Consider the following 24,144-nt stretch of genomic DNA (forward strand, 5'->3'; position numbering starts at 1 on the left):
ACATCCACTTGGGGGGCCCCGATTGCTCGTCGGTCGGCGGCGGGAAACGAGACGTGTCCCCGATCGCGACTGACATCGTCCAAGCGAAGGTGATCGGGAGGAACATTCGTGGGGCACGGACCCACCTCATTGGTCGGAGAGTGGGTGGGGCGATGCCCAAGCAATCTCAAAGACGTTTGATGCGGATCTCCTTGTAGGAGGCTTGGGCCGGTTTGCCGCCGTGAATCTGTAGCCCGATGCGTCCGGTGTCGGGAATCTTCGCCTCTTTTTCGGTGTAGTCGACGGTTTGGACACCGTTGACCCAAAGTTGGATCCTGGGGCCGACGCACCGAATTCTCAGATCGTTCCAGTCGTCGTGGTGAAGGGTCTTCCTCAGTTCGTCCTGATCGCCGATCGCGAGGAACTTGCGCCGGCGCGACTCGTCGTAGAGGGCTCCCCAAATCACCTCCTCGCGGGCACGTCCCATGTCGCACTGGTAGCCGATCATCTCGTGGTGGTCGGGAATCCGCTGGCTGCGAAACTGGATGCCGGCGTTCTGCCCTGGGCCGACCAGCTTCGCCTTCAGCCGTAGCTCGAAGTCCCCGTACTCCTCCTCCGTGCAGAGAAACTCGTTGCGGGGAATCGCGGTCGTGGGGGTGCCGGCGACAATGGCGCCATTCTCGACGCGAAACGTTTTCAAGTCGCCTTCCCAGCCGGTGAGCGTCTTGCCGTCGAAGAGCGGGCCGTAGCCCTTTTCCACATTCTCGAGCGAAGGGGGAGCGAGCAGGACGAGGGCGGTCAGTAGGTGATGCATCGCGGATGGTTCCTGGTTGAGAAGGAGCGCTGGCGAGGGACAACCCCGTGGTCTCTCGCGTCGATGACTGTCATTTCCAAATCGCGTGACGGTTGCTCCCGCGCAGGAGGCTTCGAACTTCCCAACGAGCGTCACCAGTGCTCCGTCAACGACTGAACGCTTGGGGGACCACTGGCCGTTTGTCAGCCAGTGAGAAAGAACTGAGTGGCCATCAGTCCGGGTCTCGACCTTGGTAAACGCCCATGGGCCCTGTTCCAACCTGACGCTTGAGTTGGCGTCGCCCCAAAAACTCTGGCACTGGCCGACAAGCAGCCGGTGGCACGCGGAAACGTAGCAGCCCGCCAATCTATTCGCCGCCAGCTGCGAACGGCTCTGTTGACCAATCCCGGCGTTGAAAAACCACGACGAATCGACGGCTTCGCCCGCGCTTTTGCTCCTTGCTCTTGGCCAACATTGCTCGTTCTCGCCTTGGCCCGCTTCAATCAACGGACTGCTAGAGATACCAGTGCCCTCGGCCACAGGAGCGGACCGACGCGATTGACTATTCGGACGGACTTTCGGGCAAGAGGGCATCCGGTTTGACGCTCTTATCTTCTTTCTCCGGATCGGCCCCTTCTTCGGGAGGCGTCGGGGGCGCGACGTCCTTCAAGGCTTCGTTGGGGAGCATGTAGGATCGGCCGATCAGCTTCCAGTCGTCGTTGATGACGTCCGGGAAGCGAGTGCCGACGAGAACCTGCACCGCGAAGATCTCTTGGACGGCGTCCTCGAAGCGGACGAACGCGACCTCCTTGCCGTTTCGCGTGTCGATCACCCAGACGCCGCAGATGCGTTCGGTGAGCCGTTCGGTAATGGGGATGCCGCTGAAGACGGCGGTTTCGCGCACCTGGGAGAGGCCAACGAACGCGAAGGGCCCGACAAAGTCGAGACCGCGCGTGAAGCCGGGGACCTCCGCGACGGTCTCGGTGCCGGAGAAGTCGGGTTTGACGATCGAGAGCCGGCCTTCGCCGGACTCGAGGACCCACAACTTGCCGTTGTACCAACGGGGCGAGTGGGGCATGGAGAGCCCCCGCAGGAGGATCTCGCCGGAGGGGACTTCCATGAGGATGCCGCCCGACTTCTTGTTCGCGCGCCAGCCACCGCGCGTGTCGGTTTCGCCCAGGGCGGTGACGTATTTCGGCTTGCCGTCGACCAAGGCCAACCCGTTGAGATGGCAGCGGTCCTCGTTGGAGAGACCCGACAGGAAGGGAGGTCGCCAACGAGGGACGAAACTGTTCCAGCCGTCGAGGACGCACAGACAGCTAAACCGTGTGTTGACGAGCCAAAGTCCCTCGGTGCCGAGCGCCATTTCGTGGATATCGATGTCGCCGGTGACGCACGAGGTTCGCGGCATGTAGCAGGCATCGGTGCGACCCGTCTCGTCCACGCTTTTGCCGACCTCGGGGAAGTTGCGGAACTCGTGGACCTGGGTCGCGGCGCCGATGATCAGTCGTTGCTTGTTGGCGGCGAGCCCCATCGGGCGATTGAAGTTGCGGAAGTGCGTGTTGAGGGTTTCCCCCTCGGAGCGACAGATGATGAGCTTGCCCGCTTGGTAAGTCGACACCAAGACGGAGGCTCCAATCTCGTTGAGCAGTTTGGGGAAGCTCGTCGTGTGTACGCTACGCAGGGGTTCTTGTTTGGGAGATTCGAGACTCCCGTCACCGAGCCCATCTCCCAACGCGTTGCCCAATCCGAAACCTTGGCCCATCGAATCACCTCAATCGCGAGCGTTGCACTTACCGCCTGAACGCATCAGTGTACTCGTTTGCCGCCCGCGCTTCGAGGGGGCACTGGGAGTGGGAAGCGGGTGCCGTCCTCGCGAGCCCTCCATATCAAGAGATCGACAATCTCGAGCGGGGGCATTCGGGAAGGACTGGATCGCATGAACTCGTCGGATCGCCGGCTCGGTGGGCTGCTGGTCGCCCAATTCTTCGGAGCGTTCAACGACAACGCGTGGAAGTTGATTGTCGCCTTTCTCGCGATGCGGGCGCTCGCGGCGCCCGGCGAAGCGATCGAGGAAGCGGCTTCGCAACGACAACTGACGATCGCGATGATCGTCTTCTCCATCCCGTACATTCTCGCATCACTCCCCGCCGGTCTGCTCGCCGACCGCGTGAGCAAACGTTCGGTGATCATCGGGATGAAGGTGCTCGAGCTCTTTCTGATGGGGCTCGGCACGTACTTCCTATGGAGCTACCCCGGAGGTGGCTGGCTGGCGCTTTCGATCCTGGGGCTCATGGGACTGCAAAGCGCGATCTTCAGTCCCGCGAAGTACGGCATCCTGCCCGAATTGCTTCCCCACACGTCGCTATCGCGAGGCAATGGCCTCTTGGAGATGGCCAGTTTCTTGGCGATCGTCACGGGCCAGTTCGCGGGTGGCTTTTTGCTCGACACCACCGCGCGGATCGGCGCCGACGCGACCTGGATGGCTGGGGGCGTGTTGACTCTCTTCGCGCTGGTCGGCCTTGTCGCTTCGTTCCGGGTTCCGCCGGTTCCCGCCGCCGGGGCGCAAGGGGGGCTGCTCGACTCGGTGGCCACGGCATGGAAGGAAATCCGCTCGGATCGGATCTTGGGGCTGGCGGTCCTGGGACAGATCTACTTCTGGTCGATCGCGAGCCTGGTCGGGCAAGACGTGATCGTCTACGCCAAGGCGAGCCTCGAACTCTCCGACACATCGTCGACCGTCACGGTGACGCTGGTGTCGCTCGGTATCGGTCTGGGGAGCATGCTCGCCGCGCGGCTCTCGGCCGCGAAGGTCGAGTCGGGCCTCTTGCCGATCGGGGCGACGGGGCTCTCGCTCGGATTGTTCTTCATGGGAATCGTCGGTCCGGAGTTCTTCCTGACGCTCTTCGCGATGACCTTCATCGGCATCTCCGGCGGTTTGATCATCGTTCCGCTCAACGCACTGTTGCAGTGGCGCTCGACCCCCGATCGACGCGGCGCGGTGATCGCGCTGACCAACCTCTTCGTCCTGATTGGCGTGGTGGGCGGATCGGTCGCGTCGAACGTGCTGTCGGGAATCGGGCTCTCGGCGCGGGAGATCTTCATCGGCGCCGCTCTCGTCACCACGGTCGGGACGATCTGGGCGACGTCGCTCGTTCCCGAGGCTTGCCTCCGGCTCATCGCCCTGCTGATGACCTCGACCTTCTATCGGCTCAAGGTGATCGACCGCGATCACGTGCCGGAGACTGGCGGGGTGTTGCTCGTTCCCAATCATGTCAGCTTCGTCGACGGCATCCTTCTGATGGCGAGCATCGACCGGCCGATTCGGTTCCTCGCGTACGCCCAGTTCTTCGACTACAAGATCCTCGGGCCGATGCTCAAGATGATCGGCGCGATTCCGATCGCGTCCTCGGGAGGCGCGAAGGAGACGCTGCGTTCGCTGCGCCGCGCGGGCAAGTACCTCGATGAAGGGGAGGTGGTTTGCATCTTCCCCGAGGGCCAGCTCAGTCGGACCGGGATGACGCAGCCCTTTCAGCGCGGGATGGAGCGGATCATCAAGGGGCGAACCTCGCCGATCGTGCCGGTGCATCTCGATCGCTTGTGGGGCAGCATCTTCAGCCGGGCCGATGGGCGCTACTTCACGAAGTTGCCGCGCCGCTTGCCCTATCCCGTCACGATCTCCTTCGGGGAACCGGTTCCCGCGGGGACGCCCATCGCGGAGATACGCCAGCGCGTCGTCAAACTCGGTCAATCAGCGTGGAAGCATCGCTGTCACGATCATCGGCCGCTGCACGACGCGGTGGTGGTGCAAGCCCGACGACATCCCTTTCGCATGCTCTGGGCCGACTCCAGTGGAACCAAGCGTTCGGCGCTCAGCGCCGTCGCGTCGGCGGTCGTCTTGGCGAGACTGCTCGAGGAAGAGTGGAAGGACCAGCAGCGTGTCGGCGTCCTGCTCCCGCCGTGTGTCGCGGGGGCGGCGGTCAACACTGCGGCCTCCCTCTCGGGCAAGACCAGCGTCAACCTCAACTACACCGTTGGCCCGTCGGTCCTCGCCTCGGCCGTCGAACAGTCCGGCATCAAGACGGTCGTGACCAACCGGGAGTTTCTTCAGAAGGCCCGCGTCACGTTGCCGGAGGATCTCGAACCGATCTGGGTGGAGGACCTTCCCGCGAAGGCCGGGGTCGTCGCTCGACTCTCCGCGTGGGCCGCGGCGCTGCTCCTGCCGGTGCGGGCCCTGGAGGTCTACTGCGGCGCGACCCGCAAGGTCGAGATCGACGATGTCGCCACGATCATCTTCAGCAGTGGGTCGACCGGCGAGCCCAAGGGAGTGATGCTCACCCACGAGAACGTCGGCTCGAACGTCGAAGCCCTCAGCCAGGTCTTCCACTTTCAGTCGAAGGATCGGCTCCTGGCGATCTTGCCGCAATTCCATTCCTTCGGCTATTTGTCGCTCTGGTTCGCCGCCGCCAACGCCATTGGCCAGGTCTTTCATCCCAACCCGCTCGATTTGCGAGCGATCGGAGGGATTGTCGAGAGCTTCCGGTGTACGCTCATGCTGGCGACGCCGACCTTTCTGCAACTCTACCAGCGACGGATTCCCCCTCATCAGTTCGGCTCGCTACGGTTGATCATCACGGGGGCGGAGAAACTTCCCGATCGCGTGCGCGTCGGCTTCGAGGAACAGTTCGGCCTGCGTCCGTTGGAGGGCTACGGCTCGACCGAATGCTCGCCGGTGATCGCGGTGAGCACGCCCGATTTCCGTGGCGTGAGCCTCTTTCAGCGGGGCTCGCGGCGCGGCAGCGTCGGCCAACCGCTGCCCGGGGTCGCCGTCAAGATCGTCGATCCCGACACGCGGGAGCCGGTCCCCACCGGCGAGTCCGGGATGTTGTTGGTCAAGGGCCCCAATGTAATGAAGGGCTATCTCGGCCGCGACGACTTGACGGCCGAGGTTCTCAATGACGGTTGGTATGTCACCGGCGACATCGCGAAGCTCGACGAGGAGGGTTTTCTCTCGATCACCGATCGGCTCAGTCGGTTTTCAAAGATTGGCGGCGAGATGGTGCCGCATGGGCGAGTCGAGGAAACGCTCGAAAGCCTCGTCGATCGGGAGGGGAGCACGTTCGCCGTCACCTCCGTGACCAACGAGGCCAAGGGTGAGCAGCTCGCCGTGCTTCACACCTACGACGAGGAGAAGATTCCGGATCTGCTCCAGCAACTCAAGGAGTCGGGGCTTCCCAACCTCTTCATTCCTCGCGCCGATCAATTCATTTCGGTTGAGGAGATTCCGCTCCTCGGCACCGGCAAGACCGATCTGAAACGCGTCAAGCAAGTCGCCCAAGAGGCGCTCAACGGGCACTGATCGAACGGCGAGGGCAATCCCTGTTCTACGGCTCGACTTCCTTCGCTTCGGGGTCGGGGCGAAGGCGGTTGGAGGGCACCGGCTCGCCCGTTTCGGGGCAGACGAGACTCTCGCCGGCGGGAGAGACCATGCGGGCCCAGATCACCGGATCGATCGATTGCGAGACCGTCCGCGCGGTGCCGTCGGCGAAGGTGACGTTGACGCTGGCGACGTGGTAGGCGTTGGGGTAAGGGAACCGGCCGGCGTTCTCGCTGTTGAGACTGCCGTTGATCCCCCCCTGGCGTCCCCACTTCTCGGCGGGTGGGGCCTTGGGACCACGGTTGTTCGCCTGTAAGAAGTCCATGCCGTCGCCGTCGCACGCCATTCGATCGACGCCGACCGCGACACCGTTGATGCGGAACGACGTGTTCCACGGATGAGGACACGCCCAATTGGTTTGCCACTTCACCTTGCTTGGCGCACCGGCGTTGATGTTCTCGGACAGAAGGGCGGTGTGAGCGAGCCCGTCGGAGACGGTTTCGAGCGAATGATGGCGATCGGCGGAACTATCGCCGCGCGTCGTGCCGAGATACATCAGGCCAAGCTTGAAGCGGTTGTCGCGAACGCGCTTGGCGACCTCTTCGTCCCGCGGACCGAGCAAACCCGTCCCATCATCGTCGACGAACCAATGCGTCGAATAGCCACCGTTGACCACATAGCTGAGTCCGCCGTTTCCCCAAAGGACGGTATTGTCGGCGGGGCAGACGAGGGTGCCGATCGAGGCGCGGGTGAGAAAGACGTTGCTTGGCTCGATCTCGTCGTCGACGTAGGAACCGCCGGAGCTGTCCGAGAAGTTCCACTCGTCGTAAAGGTTGTTCTGATTGAGGTGCGGCAGGAGAGGGACGACCCACGAGTACTTCATCCCGAATGAGGTGTCGACGTCCGCCGGAACGATCGCTCCGGGGGGATGCTCGAAATTCCAACCGGTTTGCTTCTCGATGAGATCGCTGGGATCGATGCGTCCATCACCCCTGCGGTCGGCGACATCCCACGTGCCGCTGGCGGGGTAGATGCCGTGGGCCTCGATGTAGGACTGGAACGCGGTCGCGAGTTGCTTCATGTTGTCGAGGCACGCCATCCGTCGGGCGTCGCTGATGCGCGCCAGAAGCGCCGGCATGATCAGGATGGCGGCGATGACGACCAAGACGATGATGACGGCGACTTCGACCGGCGTGAGTCCGTAGCGGACGCGTTGCGAATAGGTTCTCATGCGCCGGACTCTTGCTGCCCTGTGATCTGCTCAACCCCAGGGCAAGCCTATACGGTTCTCCATCCGTCGGCAACAAGGGACATTCGAGTCAGTCGAACGAGTTCGAGAGGTCGTCCTCGGGAACAGGTTGTTCCGCGTACTCGATGCCGCCTGTCTCCGGAACGAAGAGGCGTTGTCCGTCTGGTGTGACGATCCGTGCCCAGAGGCTCGGATCAATCGCTTCCGACAGGAGTCGCGTCGAGCCGTCGGCGAAGACGACGTGAACGCCACCCCGGTGGAGGGAGTTGGGGTAGGGGAACTGCCCTTCGAGGACGCCGTCGGTACTGCCGTTGATCCCTCCTTCTTTCCCGTTGGCGAGAATCGGTGGGGCGAGGGGACCGGGTCTGTTGGACTGAGCGTAGTCATACTCTTCGTAGGGAAGTGTTCGGTCGACGCCGACCGCGACGCCGTTGACTTGGAAGGAGGTGTTCCAGGGATGGGGGCAGGCCCAGTTCGAAGTCCAGTCCGCGGCTCCCGGACCCGCATTGATGTTTTCCGACAACATGACCGTCGTGGCCGTTCCGTCCCGAATGGTCTCGAGCGTGTGACGTCGGCCGATGGGACTCTGGCCGTCGCTTGTTTCGAGGAAGAAGAGCCCCATGCGGAAGCGGTTCTCGCGAACGCGTTGGGCGACGAGATCATCCCCGTCGCCACCGACGAGCCCCGTCCCTTCGTTGTCGACAAGCCAATGGTTCGAGAAACCGCCGTTGACGACGAAGGAAATGTTGCCCTCACCGCTGAGAACCGTGATGTCGTCGGAAGAGACGAGGACTTTGAGTCCCACTTCCGAAAGGATCGGAGCGGCTCGCTGGCTGTTTGTTCTATAGTCGTAGGTCGATTGATGGAGGTAAGATGCTGCTGCCGGATCGTCGAAGTTCCACCGCTCGTAGATGTCCGAGCGATCGAGGTAGGGAAGAAGCGGCACGACCCAAGAGTAGCGCATGCCGATGTCGCTCGGTGGATCGGTAGGTTTGAGTGCCCCCGGCGGATGGGCGAAGTTCCAGCCGGTGGTCGGGTCGATCAGGTCCGCTTCGGTGATCTCGCCATCGCCGTCCGCGTCGGCCACATCCCAAACGCCGCTGGCGGGAAAGGTGTTGTGGGTCGTGACATAGGCAAGCATCGCCGTGCCGACGTTGCGCATGTTGTTGAGGCATTGTCCTGTACGAGAAGAGATCTTTGCGGTCATGATCCCGGGGAGAATCACACACGCCAGTACGACCAAGATCCCGATGATCACCGCCACCTCGACGATGGTGATGCCGGCGCGCACCTTCCCTGTCGATCGCTTCATCGTGACTCCTCCCGAACGAATTGATGGACGCTACCCCTGGACGTGACCCCTCACCCCTAGCCCCTCTCCCACCGGGAGAGGGGAACATCGGCCTATCTCTCCCACCGGGAGAGGGGAACATCGGCCTATCTCTCCCACCGGGAGAGGGGAACAAGTGACCGGCGGGAGAGGAGATCCTCTTGATCGTTCTCCCGCCGGTGGTGGGGGGAGCTTGCGATCGCCGCAAGCACCATCCGTCCTGACGCAAGCCGTGGGCCAATAGGGGAGATCGTTGCGAGAAATGTCATCGAGGTGACGCTGTTAGTTGTCTAAGTCCCGTCGCGGAGGGAGGTTCAAGCCATGGGAGGAAGGTGATGATTCATCGGTTGAGGAGGCGGCCGACGCGGCGGCAGGAAAAGATCCAGTGGCGGTACGGGAGGATTTACCGTCGCGCTTGTCGTGGGATGTGGATCGGTCGTCGGTCAGGCCATCGCCTGACACGAGAAATTAGACAACCCCTGTCGGGGTTGGTTTTTTCATGGTTCGGTTCCCAGGGTGCGCGAAGCGCGACCCTGGGCTCCATTAGAGAACGGCGTTGCCGTTCAGAAGGGAAGGTGTTGCCGTTCGCAAGGGATGGTGTTGCCGTTCAGAAGGGAAGGTGTTGCCGTTCGGAAGGGAAGGTGTTGCCGTTCGGAAGGGAAGGTGTTGCCGTTCGGAAGATGGAGCGGTGAAGGGCGACCAGACTCACCTCTCCCATGGGGAGAGGTCGGCGAGCGAAGCGAGACGGGTGAGGGGATTGAATTCCTGGATTCACAAGGCGAGTTGTCGCAAGGAAGCCCCCTCACCCCTAACCCCTCTCCCACAGGGAGAGGGGAACGCCGGAACCCGCAGGGAGAGGGGAACGCCGGAACCCGCGGGGAGAGGGGAATGCCGGAGTGCTACTGACTCAGGGCAAGCGTTTCGATTGCCGGGGCTCGCGTCAGGCGGTGGCGTGACCGACGGGGAACCACTGGATCGCGGGCGGCTACTTCCTGGACGGGCGCTCACTACAATGGGGAGTTCACGAAGAAGCCGCCGTTAGGAACCAAAGGGACACGATGCCCGTTGCCGCCAGCCGCCGCCGTGCCGCGAAGAAGAAAGCACCACCCAAGAGCGATGAGTTCGAGCAGGCCTGGCTCTCCGTCTACGGAGCGGCCCAAAACAACCTGCGCGGTATCGATGTCCATTTCCCGCTCGGCCGCTTCATCGCGGTGACCGGCGTCTCCGGAAGCGGAAAGAGCTCGCTCGTCGGCGACATCCTCGAGAAAGCCCTCGCCCGCGACCTCAACGGGGCGATGACCGAGCCAGGGAAGTACGATCGGATCGACGGGCTCGAGCATCTCGACAAGTCGATCACAATCGACCAGACGCCGATCGGCCGCACGCCGCGCTCCAACCCGGGGACATACATCAAAGTCTTCGACGAGATCCGCGGTCTCTATGCGCAACTTCCCGACGCGAAGATCCGCGGCTACAAGCCGGGGCGGTTCAGCTTCAACGTTCAAGGGGGCCGCTGCGACGGCTGCGACGGCAACGGCTCCAACCGGCTCGCGATGGATTTTCTCGCCGATGTCTGGATCACGTGTCCGGTTTGCGAGGGGCGCCGCTTCAATCGCGAAACGCTTGAGATCCGCTTCAAAGAGAAGTCGATCCACGACGTTCTCGAGATGGATGTGCAGGAGGCACTCGAGCACTTCGAGAACATCCCGAAGTCCTATCGGATGCTCAAGACGCTCCACGACGTCGGGCTCGACTACATCAAGATCGGCCAACCATCGCCCACGCTCTCCGGCGGCGAGGCACAGCGGATCAAGCTCGCCAAGGAACTTTGCCGACCATCGACCGGGCGGACCCTCTACATCCTCGACGAGCCGACGACGGGGCTTCACTTCGAGGACATCCGCAAGTTGCTCGCGGTGCTGCACGGCTTTGTCGACACCAACAACACCGTCCTTGTGATCGAACACAACCTCGATGTCGTCAAGACCGCGGACTGGGTGATCGACCTCGGGCCCGAGGGCGGGGCGGGGGGCGGAACGATCATCGCCGAGGGAACGCCCGAAGAGATCGCGACCAATCCCGACAGCTACACGGGCCAGGCCCTCAAGGAGATGCTTGTCGACCGCAAGCCGAGCACGCGGCGACGCAACGGCAAGGCCTCCCGTACTTCGTCGACCAACGGCCGGCTCACTCACGTCGAAGTCGAGGGAGCCGGACAACACAACCTTCGGGACGTTTCGACCAAAGTCCCGCTCGGCAAGATGACGGTTTTCTGTGGACCGTCGGGAAGCGGGAAGAGTTCGCTGGCGATCGACACGCTCTATGCGGAGGGGCAGCGACGCTACGTCGAGTCGCTCTCGTCGTATGCCCGCCAGTTCCTCGGCCAGATGCAGAAGCCGCGCGTCGAGAAAGTCACGGGGATCGGCCCGGCGATCTCGATCGAGCAGAAAGCCCCGAGCAAGAGTCCACGTTCAACGGTCGGAACCGTGACCGAGATCTACGACTACATGCGGATTCTCTTCGCCCGTCTCGGACAGCCCTACTGCCCGGACTGCCAGATTCCGATTGGGACGCGGACGGCCGATGAGATCATCGACGCGGTTCTCGAACTGAAGGAAGGGACGCGCGTCTACTTGATGGCGCCCATTCATCGCGATCAATACGACGACGTCGCCTCGCTCTGGAAGGAACTCAAACGGCGCGGCTACGCCCGGGTGCGCGTCGATGGCGAGACCCACGATGTCGCCAACGCCCCAAAGATCGATCGGCGACGTCATCATCGGGTCGAGGTGATTGTCGACCGCGTCGTGATCCGACGGCGGCAGCGTTCGCGACTGGCCGAGTCGATCGAGGCGGCGCTCGATCTCGGGGTGGGGCTGCTTCACGTCGCGCACGTCGATCCCGACACGGAAGAGAAACGCTGGAAGGTCGATCGCCATAGCCAGCACTTCACCTGCGATCAATGTGGCCGGGCGTTCGAGGAGTTGACGCCGAATCACTTCTCGTTCAATTCGCCGATCGGCTGGTGTCCGGCTTGCGAGGGGCTCGGGGTTCAAGCCGGAGGCGGCGAGGAGAGTTTCGGGGAACGCCCGTGGCTGTCGCTGCGTCAGGGGGCGATTCCCTTTTGGCCCGACTTGTACGATCCCGAGAACCCGTTCGTTAGCGCGCTCGCCGCGGTCGCTCGCCATGCGGGCTTTTCGCTCGACGATCCGTTGGAAGAACTCGCGCCGGAGCAGAAGAGGGCCCTCTACTACGGGACGAAGGAGGAGTGGTTCGAACTACCGGAGCGGCCTGGGGTCAAGTTCCAGTACAAGGGGATCTTCCCCGCGGTGAGCGAGGCGGCGCGAGTGAGCTGGGTCTATCGGCACCGGCTGGCCGACCTGGTCGGCGAGGTGGCGTGCTCGGTCTGCAAGGGAGCTCGGACACGCGACGACGCGGCGGCGGTTCGCTTCCGCGATGAGACGCTGCACGCGTGGTGTCAACTGCCGCTGGATGAGTGTCTCGAGCGATTCACGAAGCTCAAGATCGATCGCACCGAGAAGTCGATCGCGGGGGAAGTCCTTCGCGAGGTTCGTCAGCGGCTTCAGTTCCTCGTCGACGTCGGGTTGCACTACCTCACGCTGTCGAGGCCCACGCCGAGTCTCTCCGGTGGCGAGTCGCAGCGCATCCGTTTGGCGAGCCAGCTCGGTAGCGGGCTGACCGGCGTGTTGTATCTGCTGGACGAGCCGACGATCGGGCTTCATCCGCGCGACAACGGACGGCTCTTGTCGGCGCTCACGAAGCTTCGCGATCTCGGGAACACGCTCGTTCTGGTCGAGCACGATCGGGAAGTGATCGACGCCGCGGACCATCTCGTCGAATTCGGACCTGGCGCCGGCCGACTTGGGGGCCGGATCATCGCCGAGGGAACGCCCAAGCGGGTAAAGGCTCGCAAGACGTCGCTGACCGGTTCCTACCTCAGTGGTCGCGAGGCGATCGCGGTGCCAACCAACCGGCGGGCGACCGACGGCAATCGGCTTCAGATCATCGGCGCGGCGCATCACAATCTGCGACAAGTCGACGCGACGCTCCCGCTCGGTTGTATCGTGGCGGTGACCGGCGTTTCCGGCAGCGGGAAGAGTTCGCTGGTCAACGAGGTCCTTTGGGCGTCGATGGCGCGGCGGCTGCATCGGGCTCAAGTGACGGTCGGCTTGCACGAAGAGATTCGCGGCATCGAACATATCGACAAGGTGATCAACGTCGACCAACAGCCGATCGGCAACACGCCGACAAGCAACCCCGCGACCTATACGGGGCTGTTCGATGTCGTACGCGAGCTCTACGCGCAGCTTCCCGAGGCGAAGCTGCGCGGCTATCACGCGGGACGGTTCAGCTTCAACAAGCCGGGTGGCCGCTGCGACGCGTGCGAGGGGATGGGGCAGAAGAAAGTCGAGATGCACTTTCTTCCGGATGTCTGGATCACTTGCGATCAGTGCGGGGGGAAGAGATACACCGAGCAGACGCTCACCGTCACCTACCGGGGCCGCTCGATCGCCGATGTGCTCGAGATGACCGTCGGGGAGGCGCTGGAGGTCTTCGAGAACATCCCCAAGCTGAGGCGTCTGCTAACGACCCTTCGCGACGTCGGGCTCGATTACATGCCCCTGGGGCAGTCGGCGACGACCCTCTCGGGTGGCGAAGCCCAGCGGGTCAAGCTCGCAGCGGAGCTTTCACGGCCCAACACCGGCAAGACGCTCTACGTGCTGGACGAGCCAACGACGGGATTGCACTTCGACGACTTGCGCAAGTTGCTCGAGGTGCTGCACCGGCTCGCCGATCTCGGCAACACCGTGGTGGTGATCGAGCACAACCTCGACGTCATCAAGACCGCCGACTGGATCGTCGACTTGGGGCCCGAGGCCGGCAATGAAGGGGGACAGGTGATCTTCGAGGGGAGCCCCGAGGATCTTGTCGCAAGCGTCGCCAACGGTCGCAAACGCAAGAGTGACAAGGAGTCGACACTCTCGCACACGGCGGTCGCGCTCAAGCCAGTGATCGACCAGGGGCCGCTGGAGGAGCGGGTCCGTTACGAGCCGACCGAGGAGATCCGTCGCCCCGGCGATGTCGAGATCGGCCAGCTCGGCAAGGACGCGCGGATGCCTTGGCAGATTGATGGTCGGCGGTGGCACACGGTCGACCGTCTCAGTCGAACGGGCAAGCCGTGCCAATGGGAAGGGGAGGCGTTGGCGTGGGTCGTCGAGCAGATCCAGCAGCGTGGCGTTTTCTCCGAGACCGATTGGGGCGAGCGGTGGCTGGTCGAAATCCTCGCTCCCCGCAAGTCGGACGGCTGGTTCTTCCACGCGCTCACGGGGGAAGAGTGGCTCCTGCGGCTGAAGTTTCGGCCCGGACGGGGGAGTTTCAAGCGGGAGACCCTCGATCGCAAACTGGGACTGGCGCGTCTCGACGAGATGACGGACATCCCACTCTATGGGAGCGAGTCGCGGGTGCGGGTCAAGCGGCTACGCAGCATGCTGCAAGAGGTTGAGCTGACGGTGCACCGACTCGAGGAGATCCAAACGAAGGCGTTCGAGGAGTTTCTCGAGAAAGCGATCACCAGCTTCTCGAAAGCGATCGACAAGAAGGCGGAGGATCCCGAGTCGGCGATGCCTTGGATGGTCGACGGCGAGAGTTGGCATCGTGGTACGAAAGGATTTCGACCCGGACGCAAGGTTCGTTGGCAGCGAGATGTTCTCGATCGCGTGGTTCGCGGCTTGGAGACGGCGACCCCGATGGCGCAGTGGGATTGGAACAGCCGGGACTCGGTGAAACGGCGCTTCGAGGGGATCGGCCAAGCGTGGGCGCGGTTGATGACCAAGGGTCATCGGGCGATCGAACTGCACCTTGTCGGCCACAAGGGTAGCTTCAATCTCGCTGACATCGAGAGTTTAGGGGCTCATCAGGAAATCAAAACCAACAATGCCCGCTTCGATGCCGTCAAATTGTCATTCCTGACCGAGGATGACTTTTCGGAGAACGCGCTGGTCGAGTTTTTTGAGCGTCATGCCGAGTCATTTTTGCTTGAGTACGGCTGAACGAAAACGCTTGGGCGTGGCCCCGTGCGAGGTTACGTCGTCGAGGAGACGCTCGAATCGTTCTTGGTGGAAAAACGATTCCGGCGGTTTGCTTATTCCGGTTGAGTAGGATCGCTCTGCCTGTTCGGGAAGCGACGGCAGATTGTCAGCGGTTCGTCGAAATCCAATCGAGGCGAGACTGCACAAACGCGGCCGAAGATCCGATCCTTAAACTAGACATCAATGACGACGCCAGCACTAACCGATAGAAGGGAAATGTCGCGACGTGATAAGACTCTGGTTTGCTGCCGAACGACTCGACGACGATCGCATCACGCGACGAATTCTCCCGACCTTCACCGAAGATTTACTCATGGTTCTACGTATCCTTCCCGTCACCGCGGAAGCGGGGAGAAGCGTTGTGGATGCCCGGCGGCCGTGTCCCGCACGCAGGCGTGCGGGCCGATTCTCGTGGTCCCCCACCACTTGATCGGTTGTCGGGGCCTGCCCCGCAGCTCGATCGCGCTGCACTGATTGACTGCCACTTGGGATTTACCGGTGCATCCACAAAATCACGGGACCGGAGCCATCGCTCCGGTCCCGTTCTCGTTTCTTGACGTCGCTTCGTCGGCGGATCACTTCCCCCAACTTGAGACTTGTCGCGCCGAATGGTGATGGCCATTTCGCTAAGTCGTCGCGCCACCGCAACTCGAGCCCGATCCGGCGGTACACGCGTAACAGTGAAGCCCCGTCACGATGGTTCGTCCGGCGAATTGCTCAAGATCGAGTTCGCGAACGTGCCGCCCGCCCCTAGGGACGACCCCGAGATCGAGCATTTGGTTAAAGTCGCAGTCGTAGAGTCGACCGTCCCAACCGACCGAGATCGTGTTGCGGCACATGAGCCCTTCGACGGCGGCAGGGTTGAACGCGTCGACGAGCCGCCGCATGTACTCCTCGTAGTTACCGCTGTCGATCAAGTACTCGAGGAAGCGATTGATCGGCTGGTTGGTGATGGTGTAGAGCTCGTTGAACGCGACGCCGAAGCGATCCCAAAGCCGCGACTTGAACGTTTCTTCGAGCTCCCGTTGAGAAGGGGGCAGGAAGGCGCCGTTGGGATTGTACACCAGGCAAAGTTTGCGACCGGTCCCCGGTTTCCCGTAGCCAACCGCGTTGAGTCGCCGGAGAGCCTCGATCGACTTCTCAAAGACGCCACTGCCGCGCTGGCGATCGGTATTTGACGCCGAGTAGAAGGGAAGCGACGCGACAATCTCGACTTCGTACTCGGCGAGAAACTCCGTCATCCCCTCCTGGCTCGGCGTCAGCAGGATCGTCAAGTTGCAGCGATCGATGATGCGCCGTTCGCGCTGGCGGATCTCCCTGACCAGCCAGCGAAAGTCGGGATTCATCTCCGGAGCACCGCCGGTCAGGTCAACCGTCGCGATGGGGCCGCGATCGAGAACCTCCAGGCACTCGGCCATCGTCTGACGCGACATGATCTCCTTGCGGTCGGGGCCGGCGTCGACGTGGCAGTGTTTGCACGTCATGTTGCACATGCGCCCGAGATTGATCTGCAGAATCTCGGGGACGCTCGCCCGGAGCGGCGCCAGGCCGCGATCGTCCAGTTGATGATCGAATGGCGCGACCGTTCTCGTGGGTCGCAGGATGTCGAGTTGGTGATCGACGATCGCCAGCGGATTGTTGCGACTCTTCAGCGAACGAATCATCCGTGCCTCTCTTGCGCGCGTCCTACATCGAGAGCTTGTCGGCGATGCGGCGCATCTGAAGTCCGTGAACCAGCGACGCTCCACCGCGGATCGCCGAGGCGACATGCACCGCCTCGGTCATTTGCTCGACGTCGGAGCCCTTGCTGAGACAGTCGCGCGTGTACGCGTCGATACAATAGGGACACTGCACCGCATGCGCGACGGCCAACGCGATCAAGGCCTTCTCGCGACCCGACAACGCTCCCGGTTCGAAGACGGCGCCGTAGTACTCCTGGAACTTTTCCCACAACTGGGGGGCATCGTCTCCCATCTCGCTAAAGCGGGGCAGGTCTTCGGGATCGTAGTAGGTATCCGACACGATGGCTCTCCTGCAAGTCACTGAGGAACGATGCGCGATCCGGACTCGCCAATCCATTCCTCAGGATCCGTCCACGCATCCTAGCATCATCGACTCATACTTTCCGTGTGACGGCTCACGCAAGTTCGGGCCTCCGCTTGGATGAGCGCCGTTTCGCGTGATTGACCCGGATGGGACGCTGGATAGAACACGCCAGGTCCCATTGTTGGCCCTCGGGGAAACAATGTCGTCAGATTGTCGGCAAGGGTTGGGCGAATGCCGACCCGAGTCGTCGATCCCCGGCGACGTTCTCTTCGCGAGATGGCGTTTTCCGTGGTCGCGAGCGACATGGCGTTTTTTTGCACCATCGTGTTCCTCTGTTTCTTCTCCGAGGCGCTGACGTCGCCGGTCCTCGCCCCCTATTTCTTGCATCCGCACATTCACCCCCACATTCTCCCTGGAAGCACGGTGGCGCTTCGGGCCTTCATCCTGGGGGGCGCTCTGTCACTCTACCGCTTCGGCGAGTTCGCCGGATCACCCATTCTCGGCCATCTTTCCGATTGCATCGGCCGCAAGCCGGTCGCGCTCTTCATGTTCGCCGCGATCGCTTTCGGGCATCTGATCGGCGCTTACGCGCTGCACGAACGGATCGTCGACTTGCTCCTCGTCTCCCAATATGTCATCGGCTTCTTCAGTGTCCTCTTGGTCCTGGTCTTCTCCGAGATCGCACGCCGCCAAGAGGGAGCGGAGAAGACGCAAGCGTTCGGCTGGGTCTATCTCTCGACCAGTTTGGCGTTCGTCTTCGGCCCCTATCTCGGGGGGCATCTGGTTGACGGGATTTTCAGCGATACCGTCAACTACGCGCGGCCGTATCTCGCGGCCGCGGCGATCAACCTGCTCGTCTGCGTGTTGGTCGTTTTCTTTTTCCCCACCAAAGGGCCCGTCGAGCGAAAATCGGAACGGTTCGATCCCTTCGAGGGGTTCGTCGACATCATGCGGGTCGCGGCGCACCGGAGCCTACGACGACTGTTGCTCGTCAACTTCCTGCTCTACTTGAGCATCGACTTCGTCTTTCACTTCTGTTTCATCTACTTCGTACGCGTCTGGAGCTTCAACTCCGCGATGACCGGGGAGTTTCAATCGGTCCTGAGCGTGGCGATGGTCTTGACGCAAGCGGTGGTGATCAAGCCTCTGGCGATGCGGCACTCCCGACGGCGGGTCACGCGGGCGGCGGCGTTCGGGCTGAGTCTGATGTTGTTGATCGTCGTGCTTCCCCAGGACTACTTCTGGTTGTACTTCATCATGCCGTGCGTCGGGGTGATGATGGCGCTGGCGACGACGAACATGTCGGTCTTGATCTCCGATTCGGTCGAGCATGATATCCAGGGGCGCGTCATGGGGGTCGCGCACTCGGCGCGCGTCCTCGGATCGGCGCTGCTCAGCCTGATCGGAGGAGTTCTCGTCGGCATCTCGCCGAAGCTTCCGATCCTCGTCGGGGCGACGGCCGCGTTTCTCGCCGCAATGTTTCTCGGCAGCCGGCGCTACCGTCCGATGGCGGCGGAGAGTGTCTCCTCCGAGTTGTCGCCTTCCGGTTCCGCTGTCGAACGCTGACGAAAGGGCGGCGCGATGCTGACCCTCTTCATTTGCACGATCGTTTTCCTTTCGACGCTCGGCAACGCGCTGACCTCGCCGGTCCTCGCTCCATTTTTCCTCCATCCGGACATTGTCCCGACCTTTCTGCCGGGGGCGTCGCCCGCCTCAAAGGCATTCCTGTTGGGACTGGTGATGTCGCTCGGGCGGTTCGCGGAGTTTCTCGGTTCCCCTGTCGTGGGACAGTTGTCGGATCGGTACGGCCGGCGCGCGTTGACGGTGGTCACCTTGATCGCCAATGCCGGCGGCCAGGGCGTCACGGCGTTCGGTGTCGGACAGCGCTCGTTGGGATGGATCTTGGGCGGGCAGTTCGTCGTCGGCTTCTTCAGCGTGCTGCTCGTGCTGGTGATGGCGGAGTTCGCCGGACGTTGGCGCGGACCCGATCGGACTCAACGCTTCGGTCTGGTCTACCTCTCGATGAGTCTCGCGTATGTCGTGGGGCCCTACGTGGGGGGAATGCTCGCCGATGGCGTTTGGACCGGCGCGCAAGACTACGCGCTTCCCTACATCGTCGCGGCGATCGTCAACCTGCTGGTCGCTCCGCTGGTCGTGTGTCTTTTTCCAAGCCATTCAGCGACGTCCCCGCCAAGACCCTTTCGGCTGCTCGAGCATCTCACCGAGATGCGCACCGTCTTCACCATGGCCGGCGTCGGTTGGCTCTTGGTGATCAACTTCGTTCTCTACCTTGGCATCGACTTCGTTTTTCAGTTCAATCCCGTCTACTTCGTACAGAAGTGGCACTTCAGTTCCGGAAAGACCGGTGAACTGATGGCGATCACCAGCGTGGCGATGGTATTGACACAGGCGGTCGCGGTTCGTCCCTTGGCCGATCGGTTTTCCAACGCCCGCTTGACGCGAGCATCCGCTTTCGGGTTATCGCTAATGCTCGTTTGGCTCGTCGTTCCCGAAGGGGCCGAAGTCCTCTTCGTGATCCTTCCGGCGATCGGTTTCACGATGGCGCTGGCGACGACGAACATGTCCGCGCTGATCTCCCATGCCGTCTCCGACGAGGTCCAGGGACGCGTGCTCGGTGTCTTTCATTCGGTGAGAGTGCTGGGGTCGGCACTGCTCTGTTTCGTCGGCGGGGCGCTGGCGAGTCTGTCGCCCCAGCTTCCGATCTTGGTCGGGGCGACGGCGGCCGCGCTGGCCGCGATCCTTCTCGGTGTCTATGTTCCCGGTGGTCGCCGGGGAGCAGCCGACCACGAGACCGACGAGTCGCGTCTGGGTACTGGCTGAAGGGCAGCTCAGGGCACCCGAACACCGAGGCTCGCGCGGACCGAGAGGGCGGTCGGCGTCATGTTGGCGGTGACGTGAGAACCTTGACTTCCGCCGGGTGGCATGGCCACGCTTGGTTGGTCATGCCAGGATCGCGCGGCACTCGGCGACGCGTCCTTCCCGGATCGGGCGTAGCGTTCGGCGACGAGCGCGATGGTCGGGAGGCTCGCCGACCGTGGAACAAGCCGTAGGCGACCAGCGATTCTTGGAACGAAGCTGCGAGGTTCCGTCCATGCGAAGTGAGAGTGTTTGATGCGACCCGTGAACTACCGACTCGATCTGACCGTCCGCTGTAGCGACGAGGAGCGAAAGGACCGGGAGGCGGCCTACAAGATCGCCGCCGAATGGTCCGGCGGTGGCTATGTCGAACTCAAGACGTTCGGCTTCGCCGACGATGAATGCCTCCAGCGCGTTTACGCGGCGGCGCTGAAACGGCTCCGACGCATCGAATTGGTCGAAGGGGAGTTGCTCGGCGACTTGCGCGTCTACCGTCTCAGCTCGTCGAAGCACGACTATGAACTCGAGCGGGCGACCGACCTGGAAGACCGCTTGCGCGCACAATTTCAGGAGGTTCAGGGCATCGACGAGCGAGGTTGAGTTTGCAGCGAGTCGCGCACGTCACTGATGATGGTGTTGATGTCCCGTCGTGGCTTCCAACCGATGAGTCGTTCGATCCGCCCCAAGTCGGGCACGCGGCGCCGCATGTCCTCGAACCCCTCGCCGTAGACCTCATCGTACTTGACGTACTTGATCTCGCTGGAACTCTCGACGATGGAGACGACGAGTTGGGCGAGTTCGCCGATGGTCGTTTCACGATTGGAGCCGACATTGACGACGTTGCCGTTGGCCTCGGCGCAGTTCATCAAGCCGACGAGGCCATCGATGACGTCGGCGACGTGGCAGAAGCAGCGCGATTGGTTGCCGTCGCCATGAACGAGCAGCGGTTCGCCGGCGAGGGCGGCCGCGACGAACCGGGGCAGGACCATTCCGTAGCGACCTCGTTGCCGCGGTCCAACGGTGTTGAAAAGCCGGGCGCAGACGACCGGAAGACGGCTCTCTTTCCAGTGGGCCAGGGCGAGGAACTCATCGAGCGCCTTGGCGCAGGAGTAGGCCCAGCGGTGCTTGCTCGTCGGTCCCTCGAGCCGGTCACCGTCCTCGTGGAAGGGGACGTCCTTGCTCTTGCCGTAGACCTCGCTGGAACTGGCGAGCAGGACCTTGCGGCGAAAGGTGCTCGCCATCTTGAGGACCGAGGCGGTCACTTCGAAGACCGCTTCGATTGTTTGAACCGGGCGATCCATGACCAAGCGAACGCCGACCACACTCGCCAAGTGGAAGATCGCATCGCATTCGCGGACCAGGCCTTCTAGTAGTTGCTCGTTGCGGGCGGTCTCGACGATGAGCCGAAAGTGGGGATGGTCCTCGAGGCCGGCGATGTTCTCGTAGCGGCCGGTGGAAAGGTCGTCGAGGACCGTGACTTGGTCTCCGTTGGCGAGCAGGCGATCACAGAGATGGCTTCCGATGAAGCCGGCTCCGCCGGTGACGAGGTAGTGCATCGAACTCGACTTCCTTTCGGCTAGAATACCGACGCAGGGACGTTCACCGGACAACAACCCATGGCCGCGTCGTCAAGTCGTCGGACTTGCGCGTCCAGGCAGATGGAGCCTTCGACCCTGAAACGATCGACGCGGATCGTTGATCCCCGCCCGATCAATCGGCTTGCATCTAGCTTAGGAGAAGCACCGCGATCGAGGAAAGTAGGAATGGACACGCTCGAAGGGGCCAGCCCCGCGCAACCAAGTGGTCGAACCGAAAACGCCGTTTGCTGGGAATGTGGCGAACGGCTCGTTTGTAACGAGTATGTCGTCTGCTGCACCGGCACGTTGTTTCACGTGTGCCCCGAGTGCGAAGCGAAGTTGAATGGATCGGACGAATCGCCCGAGGGGACCGGCCCGGCCGAAGGTTGACCGCGCTGGGAAGTGTGTCGGTCCGTCGCCGCATGGTGATGGGGTCGTTGGTCCATCGAGAAGGTGCTCGAACTCGCCATGACGTTTCTCTACTACAGTTCGCTCTTTCAGCAGCACGAGACCGGAGCTCATCACCCCGAGCGACCGGCACGGGTTCGTGGCGTCTGGCAGCGTTTGGAAGACGCGGGGCTGACCGAGCAGTGTACGCTGACGCGGGCGGCGCCGCTGACGCATTCGGACGTCACCCAAGTCCACGATGAGGACGTGGTGCATCGATTGGAACAAATGGCCGCGCGAGGCGGGGGCCAACTCGATGCCGACACGGTGATGAGCGAACGTTCCCTGGAGGCCGCGTTGCTCGCGGCCGGCAGCGCGGTTTCCGCGGTCGACGCGGTGCTCACCGGTCACGATACCAACGCCTTTTGCTTGATTCGTCCCCCAGGGCATCATGCGACCCCGCATCACAGCATGGGGTTTTGCCTGGTCAACAACGTGGCCCTCGCCGCCCAGCGCGCTCTCGATCACCATCAGCTCGACCGCATCCTGATCGTCGACTGGGACGTGCATCACGGCAACGGAACCCAGGACGTCTTTTACGAGGAGCCGCGGGTCACGTTTTTCAGCTCGCACCGTTTCCCGTTCTACCCTGGGACAGGGCGGATGACCGAGACCGGTCGCGGGGATGGACTGGGAACGACGTTCAATTTGCCGGTCGCTTACGGAACACCGGTGGAGCGATACTTGGACCGTTTTCGTTCGATGCTCGATGACGCGGTCACGCGTTGCCGGCCCGATCTGGTCTTGGTCAGTGCTGGATTCGACGCCCATCGGGACGATCCCATCGGGAGTCTCGACCTGGAGACCGAACACTTCGGGGCCCTCTCGCGATTGGTCAACGAGGTCGCTCGCGAGTATTGCCAGGGAAGGCTCGTCAGCCTGCTCGAAGGTGGCTATAACGTCGAAGCGCTCGCCGATTCGGTCGTGGTCCATGTGAAAGAACTGTTGCAGCCTGCCCCTTAGCCCGCAAAGTTTGCCGACCCAAGCGTATTCGTTCTTCACTCGCGGAGCGTTTGCTGTCAAAGTGACGCAGAAGTGAACGAAAACAAGTGGTTCCATGCCGCAAAAGGCGGCACAATGGGCGAAGAAACACTCCAGCTGACGCCTGTCACGGTAATGTTACCATGGTAGCTCGACTCATACCGATCGATGGTGACGAGGGGGAAGCTCTCATCATCGAGGATGGGGAATGGGTGCTGGGTCGTAGCAAGGAATGCGACGTCCGCATCGCCCATCTCTCCGTGTCGCGCATGCACGTCAAGTTTTCCGTCTCGGACATGGGCTTCCATGTCATGGATCTCGGCAGCCGCAACGGCACGTTCCGGAACGGCCAGCGGATCAGCGAGGCTGAATTCCAAGACGGTGATTTGCTGCGGATCGGTTCGGTCAAGCTGCGCGTCGCCTACGCGAGTCAAGTCTCCGCCGGACTGGCCAAGGAAGAGTCGAACGAGGAACTCCATCCGCCCCGGTCCCATCTCTTCTTCGACGAGGACTGGAGCCCCGGCCTCGAGGTCTTCGAAGGCTGTTTTCTTGAGAAACAGATCGGCGACGGCGGCTTCGGCCAGGTCTGGCGCGCGAGTCGGCGCGGCAAGCGAGCGATCGCGGTCAAGAGAATCGCCGTCAGTGACGGCGCTCCCAATGAAGCCCGCGCGATGAAGCTCCTTCAGGGCATTCGCCATCCCCATATCGCTCGGCTTCTCGGGTTCGAGCACTACCGGGGGACGGTCGCGGTCGGGATGGAACTCGGTGATGAAACTCTTCAGCAGCACTTGGAGAAGTGCCGGGCTCGCGGGCTAGAGGGCATTCCCCAACAGCGGCTGCTTCAATTCACGTTTCAGGTCGCCGAGGCGCTCGATCACCTCTTTCAGGCCCGGCAAATCCTTCACCGGGATATCAAGCCGAGCAACGTCTTGCTCGTTCGCGGAACCGCGAAGCTTTGCGACTTCGGGCTCGCGAAGGTCCTCAAGCACGCGATGATGGTGCATACCGGCGTCGCCAGCTTTGAGTTTGCTCCCCCTGAATACTTCGACCGGCGCGTCGCTCCGACGAGCGACCAGTTCTCGCTCGCCGCGATGTACTGTTATCTGATGACGGGAAGGCTTCCCTTCTCGGCGGGAGATGTTCGGCAGATCGCGATGAAGCACGTCAAAGGCGAGATCGAGATGTCCTCCGTTCCCGAGACTCAGCATCCGATCCTGCGTCAGGCGATGGCGCGTTCTCCCGACGACCGCTTCAAGAGCTGCATGGCCTTCGCCGAAGCGCTGGAGAAAGTCGCCGGCGTCGAGACGAACGTGCATCAAGCCGTCGAGACCGACCCCATCACCGACGAGTGAGCCTTCCCAAAGCGAGATTACGGGCC

General features: G+C 62.4%; 14 protein-coding genes and 1 pseudogene. 8 read left to right on the forward strand and 7 right to left on the reverse strand.

Annotation, left to right across the window (positions count from 1 at the left end; all coding sequences use genetic code 11):
* Positions 1-166: 166 nt before the first annotated feature.
* Positions 167-793: a 3-keto-disaccharide hydrolase gene (locus Pan216_RS07860; RefSeq protein ID WP_145257176.1), complete on the reverse strand. Its 627-nt coding sequence runs from the start codon at positions 791-793 to the stop codon at positions 167-169.
* Between the two features lie 541 nt (positions 794-1,334).
* The gene (locus Pan216_RS07865) at positions 1,335-2,537 is read right to left on the reverse strand and encodes a TIGR03032 family protein (RefSeq protein ID WP_145257179.1); all 1,203 of its coding nucleotides are present in this window, start codon (positions 2,535-2,537) and stop codon (positions 1,335-1,337) included.
* Between the two features lie 174 nt (positions 2,538-2,711).
* On the opposite strand from Pan216_RS07865, the gene Pan216_RS07870 reads away from it, so the two are divergent.
* Positions 2,712-6,131, forward strand: coding sequence for an acyl-[ACP]--phospholipid O-acyltransferase (locus Pan216_RS07870; RefSeq protein WP_145257182.1), 3,420 nt, complete (start codon positions 2,712-2,714; stop codon positions 6,129-6,131).
* A 25-nt stretch (positions 6,132-6,156) separates the two neighbouring features.
* On the opposite strand, the gene Pan216_RS07875 is transcribed toward Pan216_RS07870, so the two are convergent.
* Together Pan216_RS07875 and Pan216_RS07880 are read right to left on the reverse strand one after the other, a co-directional pair.
* The gene (locus tag Pan216_RS07875; RefSeq protein ID WP_145257185.1) at positions 6,157-7,380 is read right to left on the reverse strand and encodes a DUF1559 family PulG-like putative transporter; all 1,224 of its coding nucleotides are present in this window, start codon (positions 7,378-7,380) and stop codon (positions 6,157-6,159) included.
* 88 nt (positions 7,381-7,468) lie between these two features.
* Entirely contained in the window at positions 7,469-8,710 is a 1,242-nt protein-coding gene (locus tag Pan216_RS07880; protein ID WP_145257188.1) for a DUF1559 family PulG-like putative transporter, read from the reverse strand.
* A 1,208-nt stretch (positions 8,711-9,918) separates the two neighbouring features.
* Here Pan216_RS07880 and uvrA point away from each other — a divergent pair.
* Positions 9,919-14,799: pseudogene (uvrA, locus tag Pan216_RS07885) on the forward strand (excinuclease ABC subunit UvrA); the annotation flags it as partial.
* Between the two features lie 665 nt (positions 14,800-15,464).
* Here uvrA and arsS read toward each other — a convergent pair.
* Entirely contained in the window at positions 15,465-16,502 is a 1,038-nt protein-coding gene (arsS, locus tag Pan216_RS07890; RefSeq protein WP_419193386.1) for an arsenosugar biosynthesis radical SAM (seleno)protein ArsS, read from the reverse strand.
* A 22-nt stretch (positions 16,503-16,524) separates the two neighbouring features.
* A complete protein-coding gene (locus Pan216_RS07895; protein WP_419193387.1) occupies positions 16,525-16,860 on the reverse strand; it encodes an arsenosugar biosynthesis-associated peroxidase-like protein in 336 nt (111 codons plus the stop codon).
* Positions 16,861-17,115: 255 nt separating this feature from the next.
* On the opposite strand from Pan216_RS07895, the gene Pan216_RS07900 reads away from it, so the two are divergent.
* The 3 genes from Pan216_RS07900 to Pan216_RS07910 all read left to right on the forward strand — a co-directional run bounded on the left by Pan216_RS07900 (position 17,116) and on the right by Pan216_RS07910 (position 20,361).
* Complete coding sequence (locus tag Pan216_RS07900; protein ID WP_145257197.1) at positions 17,116-18,450, forward strand: MFS transporter; 1,335 nt, start codon at positions 17,116-17,118, stop codon at positions 18,448-18,450.
* Positions 18,451-18,465: 15 nt separating this feature from the next.
* Positions 18,466-19,725 carry an MFS transporter gene (locus tag Pan216_RS07905; RefSeq protein ID WP_145257200.1) on the forward strand — a complete coding sequence of 420 codons (1,260 nt, stop codon included), beginning with the start codon at positions 18,466-18,468 and terminating at the stop codon, positions 19,723-19,725.
* A gap of 291 nt (positions 19,726-20,016) precedes the next feature.
* Positions 20,017-20,361 carry a hypothetical protein gene (locus Pan216_RS07910; protein WP_145257203.1) on the forward strand — a complete coding sequence of 115 codons (345 nt, stop codon included), beginning with the start codon at positions 20,017-20,019 and terminating at the stop codon, positions 20,359-20,361.
* On the opposite strand, the gene Pan216_RS07915 is transcribed toward Pan216_RS07910, so the two are convergent.
* Positions 20,337-21,317 carry a GDP-mannose 4,6-dehydratase gene (locus Pan216_RS07915; protein ID WP_145257206.1) on the reverse strand — a complete coding sequence of 327 codons (981 nt, stop codon included), beginning with the start codon at positions 21,315-21,317 and terminating at the stop codon, positions 20,337-20,339. The two genes, Pan216_RS07910 and Pan216_RS07915, sit on opposite strands and share 25 nt — an antisense overlap.
* A 207-nt stretch (positions 21,318-21,524) precedes the next feature.
* Between Pan216_RS07915 and Pan216_RS28100 the strand changes: the two genes are divergently transcribed.
* The 3 genes from Pan216_RS28100 (at position 21,525) to Pan216_RS07925 (ending at position 24,118) form a co-directional block, all read left to right on the forward strand.
* Positions 21,525-21,728, forward strand: coding sequence for a hypothetical protein (locus tag Pan216_RS28100; protein WP_419193388.1), 204 nt, complete (start codon positions 21,525-21,527; stop codon positions 21,726-21,728).
* Between the two features lie 63 nt (positions 21,729-21,791).
* Positions 21,792-22,748, forward strand: coding sequence for a histone deacetylase family protein (locus Pan216_RS07920; protein ID WP_419193389.1), 957 nt, complete (start codon positions 21,792-21,794; stop codon positions 22,746-22,748).
* 161 nt (positions 22,749-22,909) lie between these two features.
* Positions 22,910-24,118 carry a protein kinase domain-containing protein gene (locus tag Pan216_RS07925; RefSeq protein ID WP_145257209.1) on the forward strand — a complete coding sequence of 403 codons (1,209 nt, stop codon included), beginning with the start codon at positions 22,910-22,912 and terminating at the stop codon, positions 24,116-24,118.
* The last annotated feature ends 26 nt before the right edge of the window (positions 24,119-24,144 follow it).

The sequence above is a fragment of the Kolteria novifilia genome (assembly GCA_007748055.1).
GTDB lineage: Bacteria > Planctomycetota > Planctomycetia > Kolteriales > Kolteriaceae > Kolteria > Kolteria novifilia.

Bases quoted from the DNA above. Each gene is read 5' to 3' on its own strand.
- Pan216_RS07865 (WP_145257179.1), bottom strand. From the start codon at position 2,537: ATGGGCCAAGGTTTCGGATTGGGCAACGCGTTGGGAGATGGGCTCGGT.
- Pan216_RS07870 (WP_145257182.1), top strand. From the start codon at position 2,712: ATGAACTCGTCGGATCGCCGGCTCGGTGGGCTGCTGGTCGCCCAATTC.
- Pan216_RS07915 (WP_145257206.1), bottom strand. From the start codon at position 21,317: ATGCACTACCTCGTCACCGGCGGAGCCGGCTTCATCGGAAGCCATCTC.
- Pan216_RS07860 (WP_145257176.1), bottom strand. From the start codon at position 793: ATGCATCACCTACTGACCGCCCTCGTCCTGCTCGCTCCCCCTTCGCTC.
- Pan216_RS07880 (WP_145257188.1), bottom strand. From the start codon at position 8,710: ATGAAGCGATCGACAGGGAAGGTGCGCGCCGGCATCACCATCGTCGAG.
- Pan216_RS07900 (WP_145257197.1), top strand. From the start codon at position 17,116: ATGCCGACCCGAGTCGTCGATCCCCGGCGACGTTCTCTTCGCGAGATG.
- Pan216_RS28100 (WP_419193388.1), top strand. From the start codon at position 21,525: ATGGACACGCTCGAAGGGGCCAGCCCCGCGCAACCAAGTGGTCGAACC.
- Pan216_RS07875 (WP_145257185.1), bottom strand. From the start codon at position 7,380: ATGAGAACCTATTCGCAACGCGTCCGCTACGGACTCACGCCGGTCGAA.
- Pan216_RS07910 (WP_145257203.1), top strand. From the start codon at position 20,017: ATGCGACCCGTGAACTACCGACTCGATCTGACCGTCCGCTGTAGCGAC.
- arsS (WP_419193386.1), bottom strand. From the start codon at position 16,502: ATGATTCGTTCGCTGAAGAGTCGCAACAATCCGCTGGCGATCGTCGAT.
- Pan216_RS07925 (WP_145257209.1), top strand. From the start codon at position 22,910: ATGGTAGCTCGACTCATACCGATCGATGGTGACGAGGGGGAAGCTCTC.
- Pan216_RS07905 (WP_145257200.1), top strand. From the start codon at position 18,466: ATGCTGACCCTCTTCATTTGCACGATCGTTTTCCTTTCGACGCTCGGC.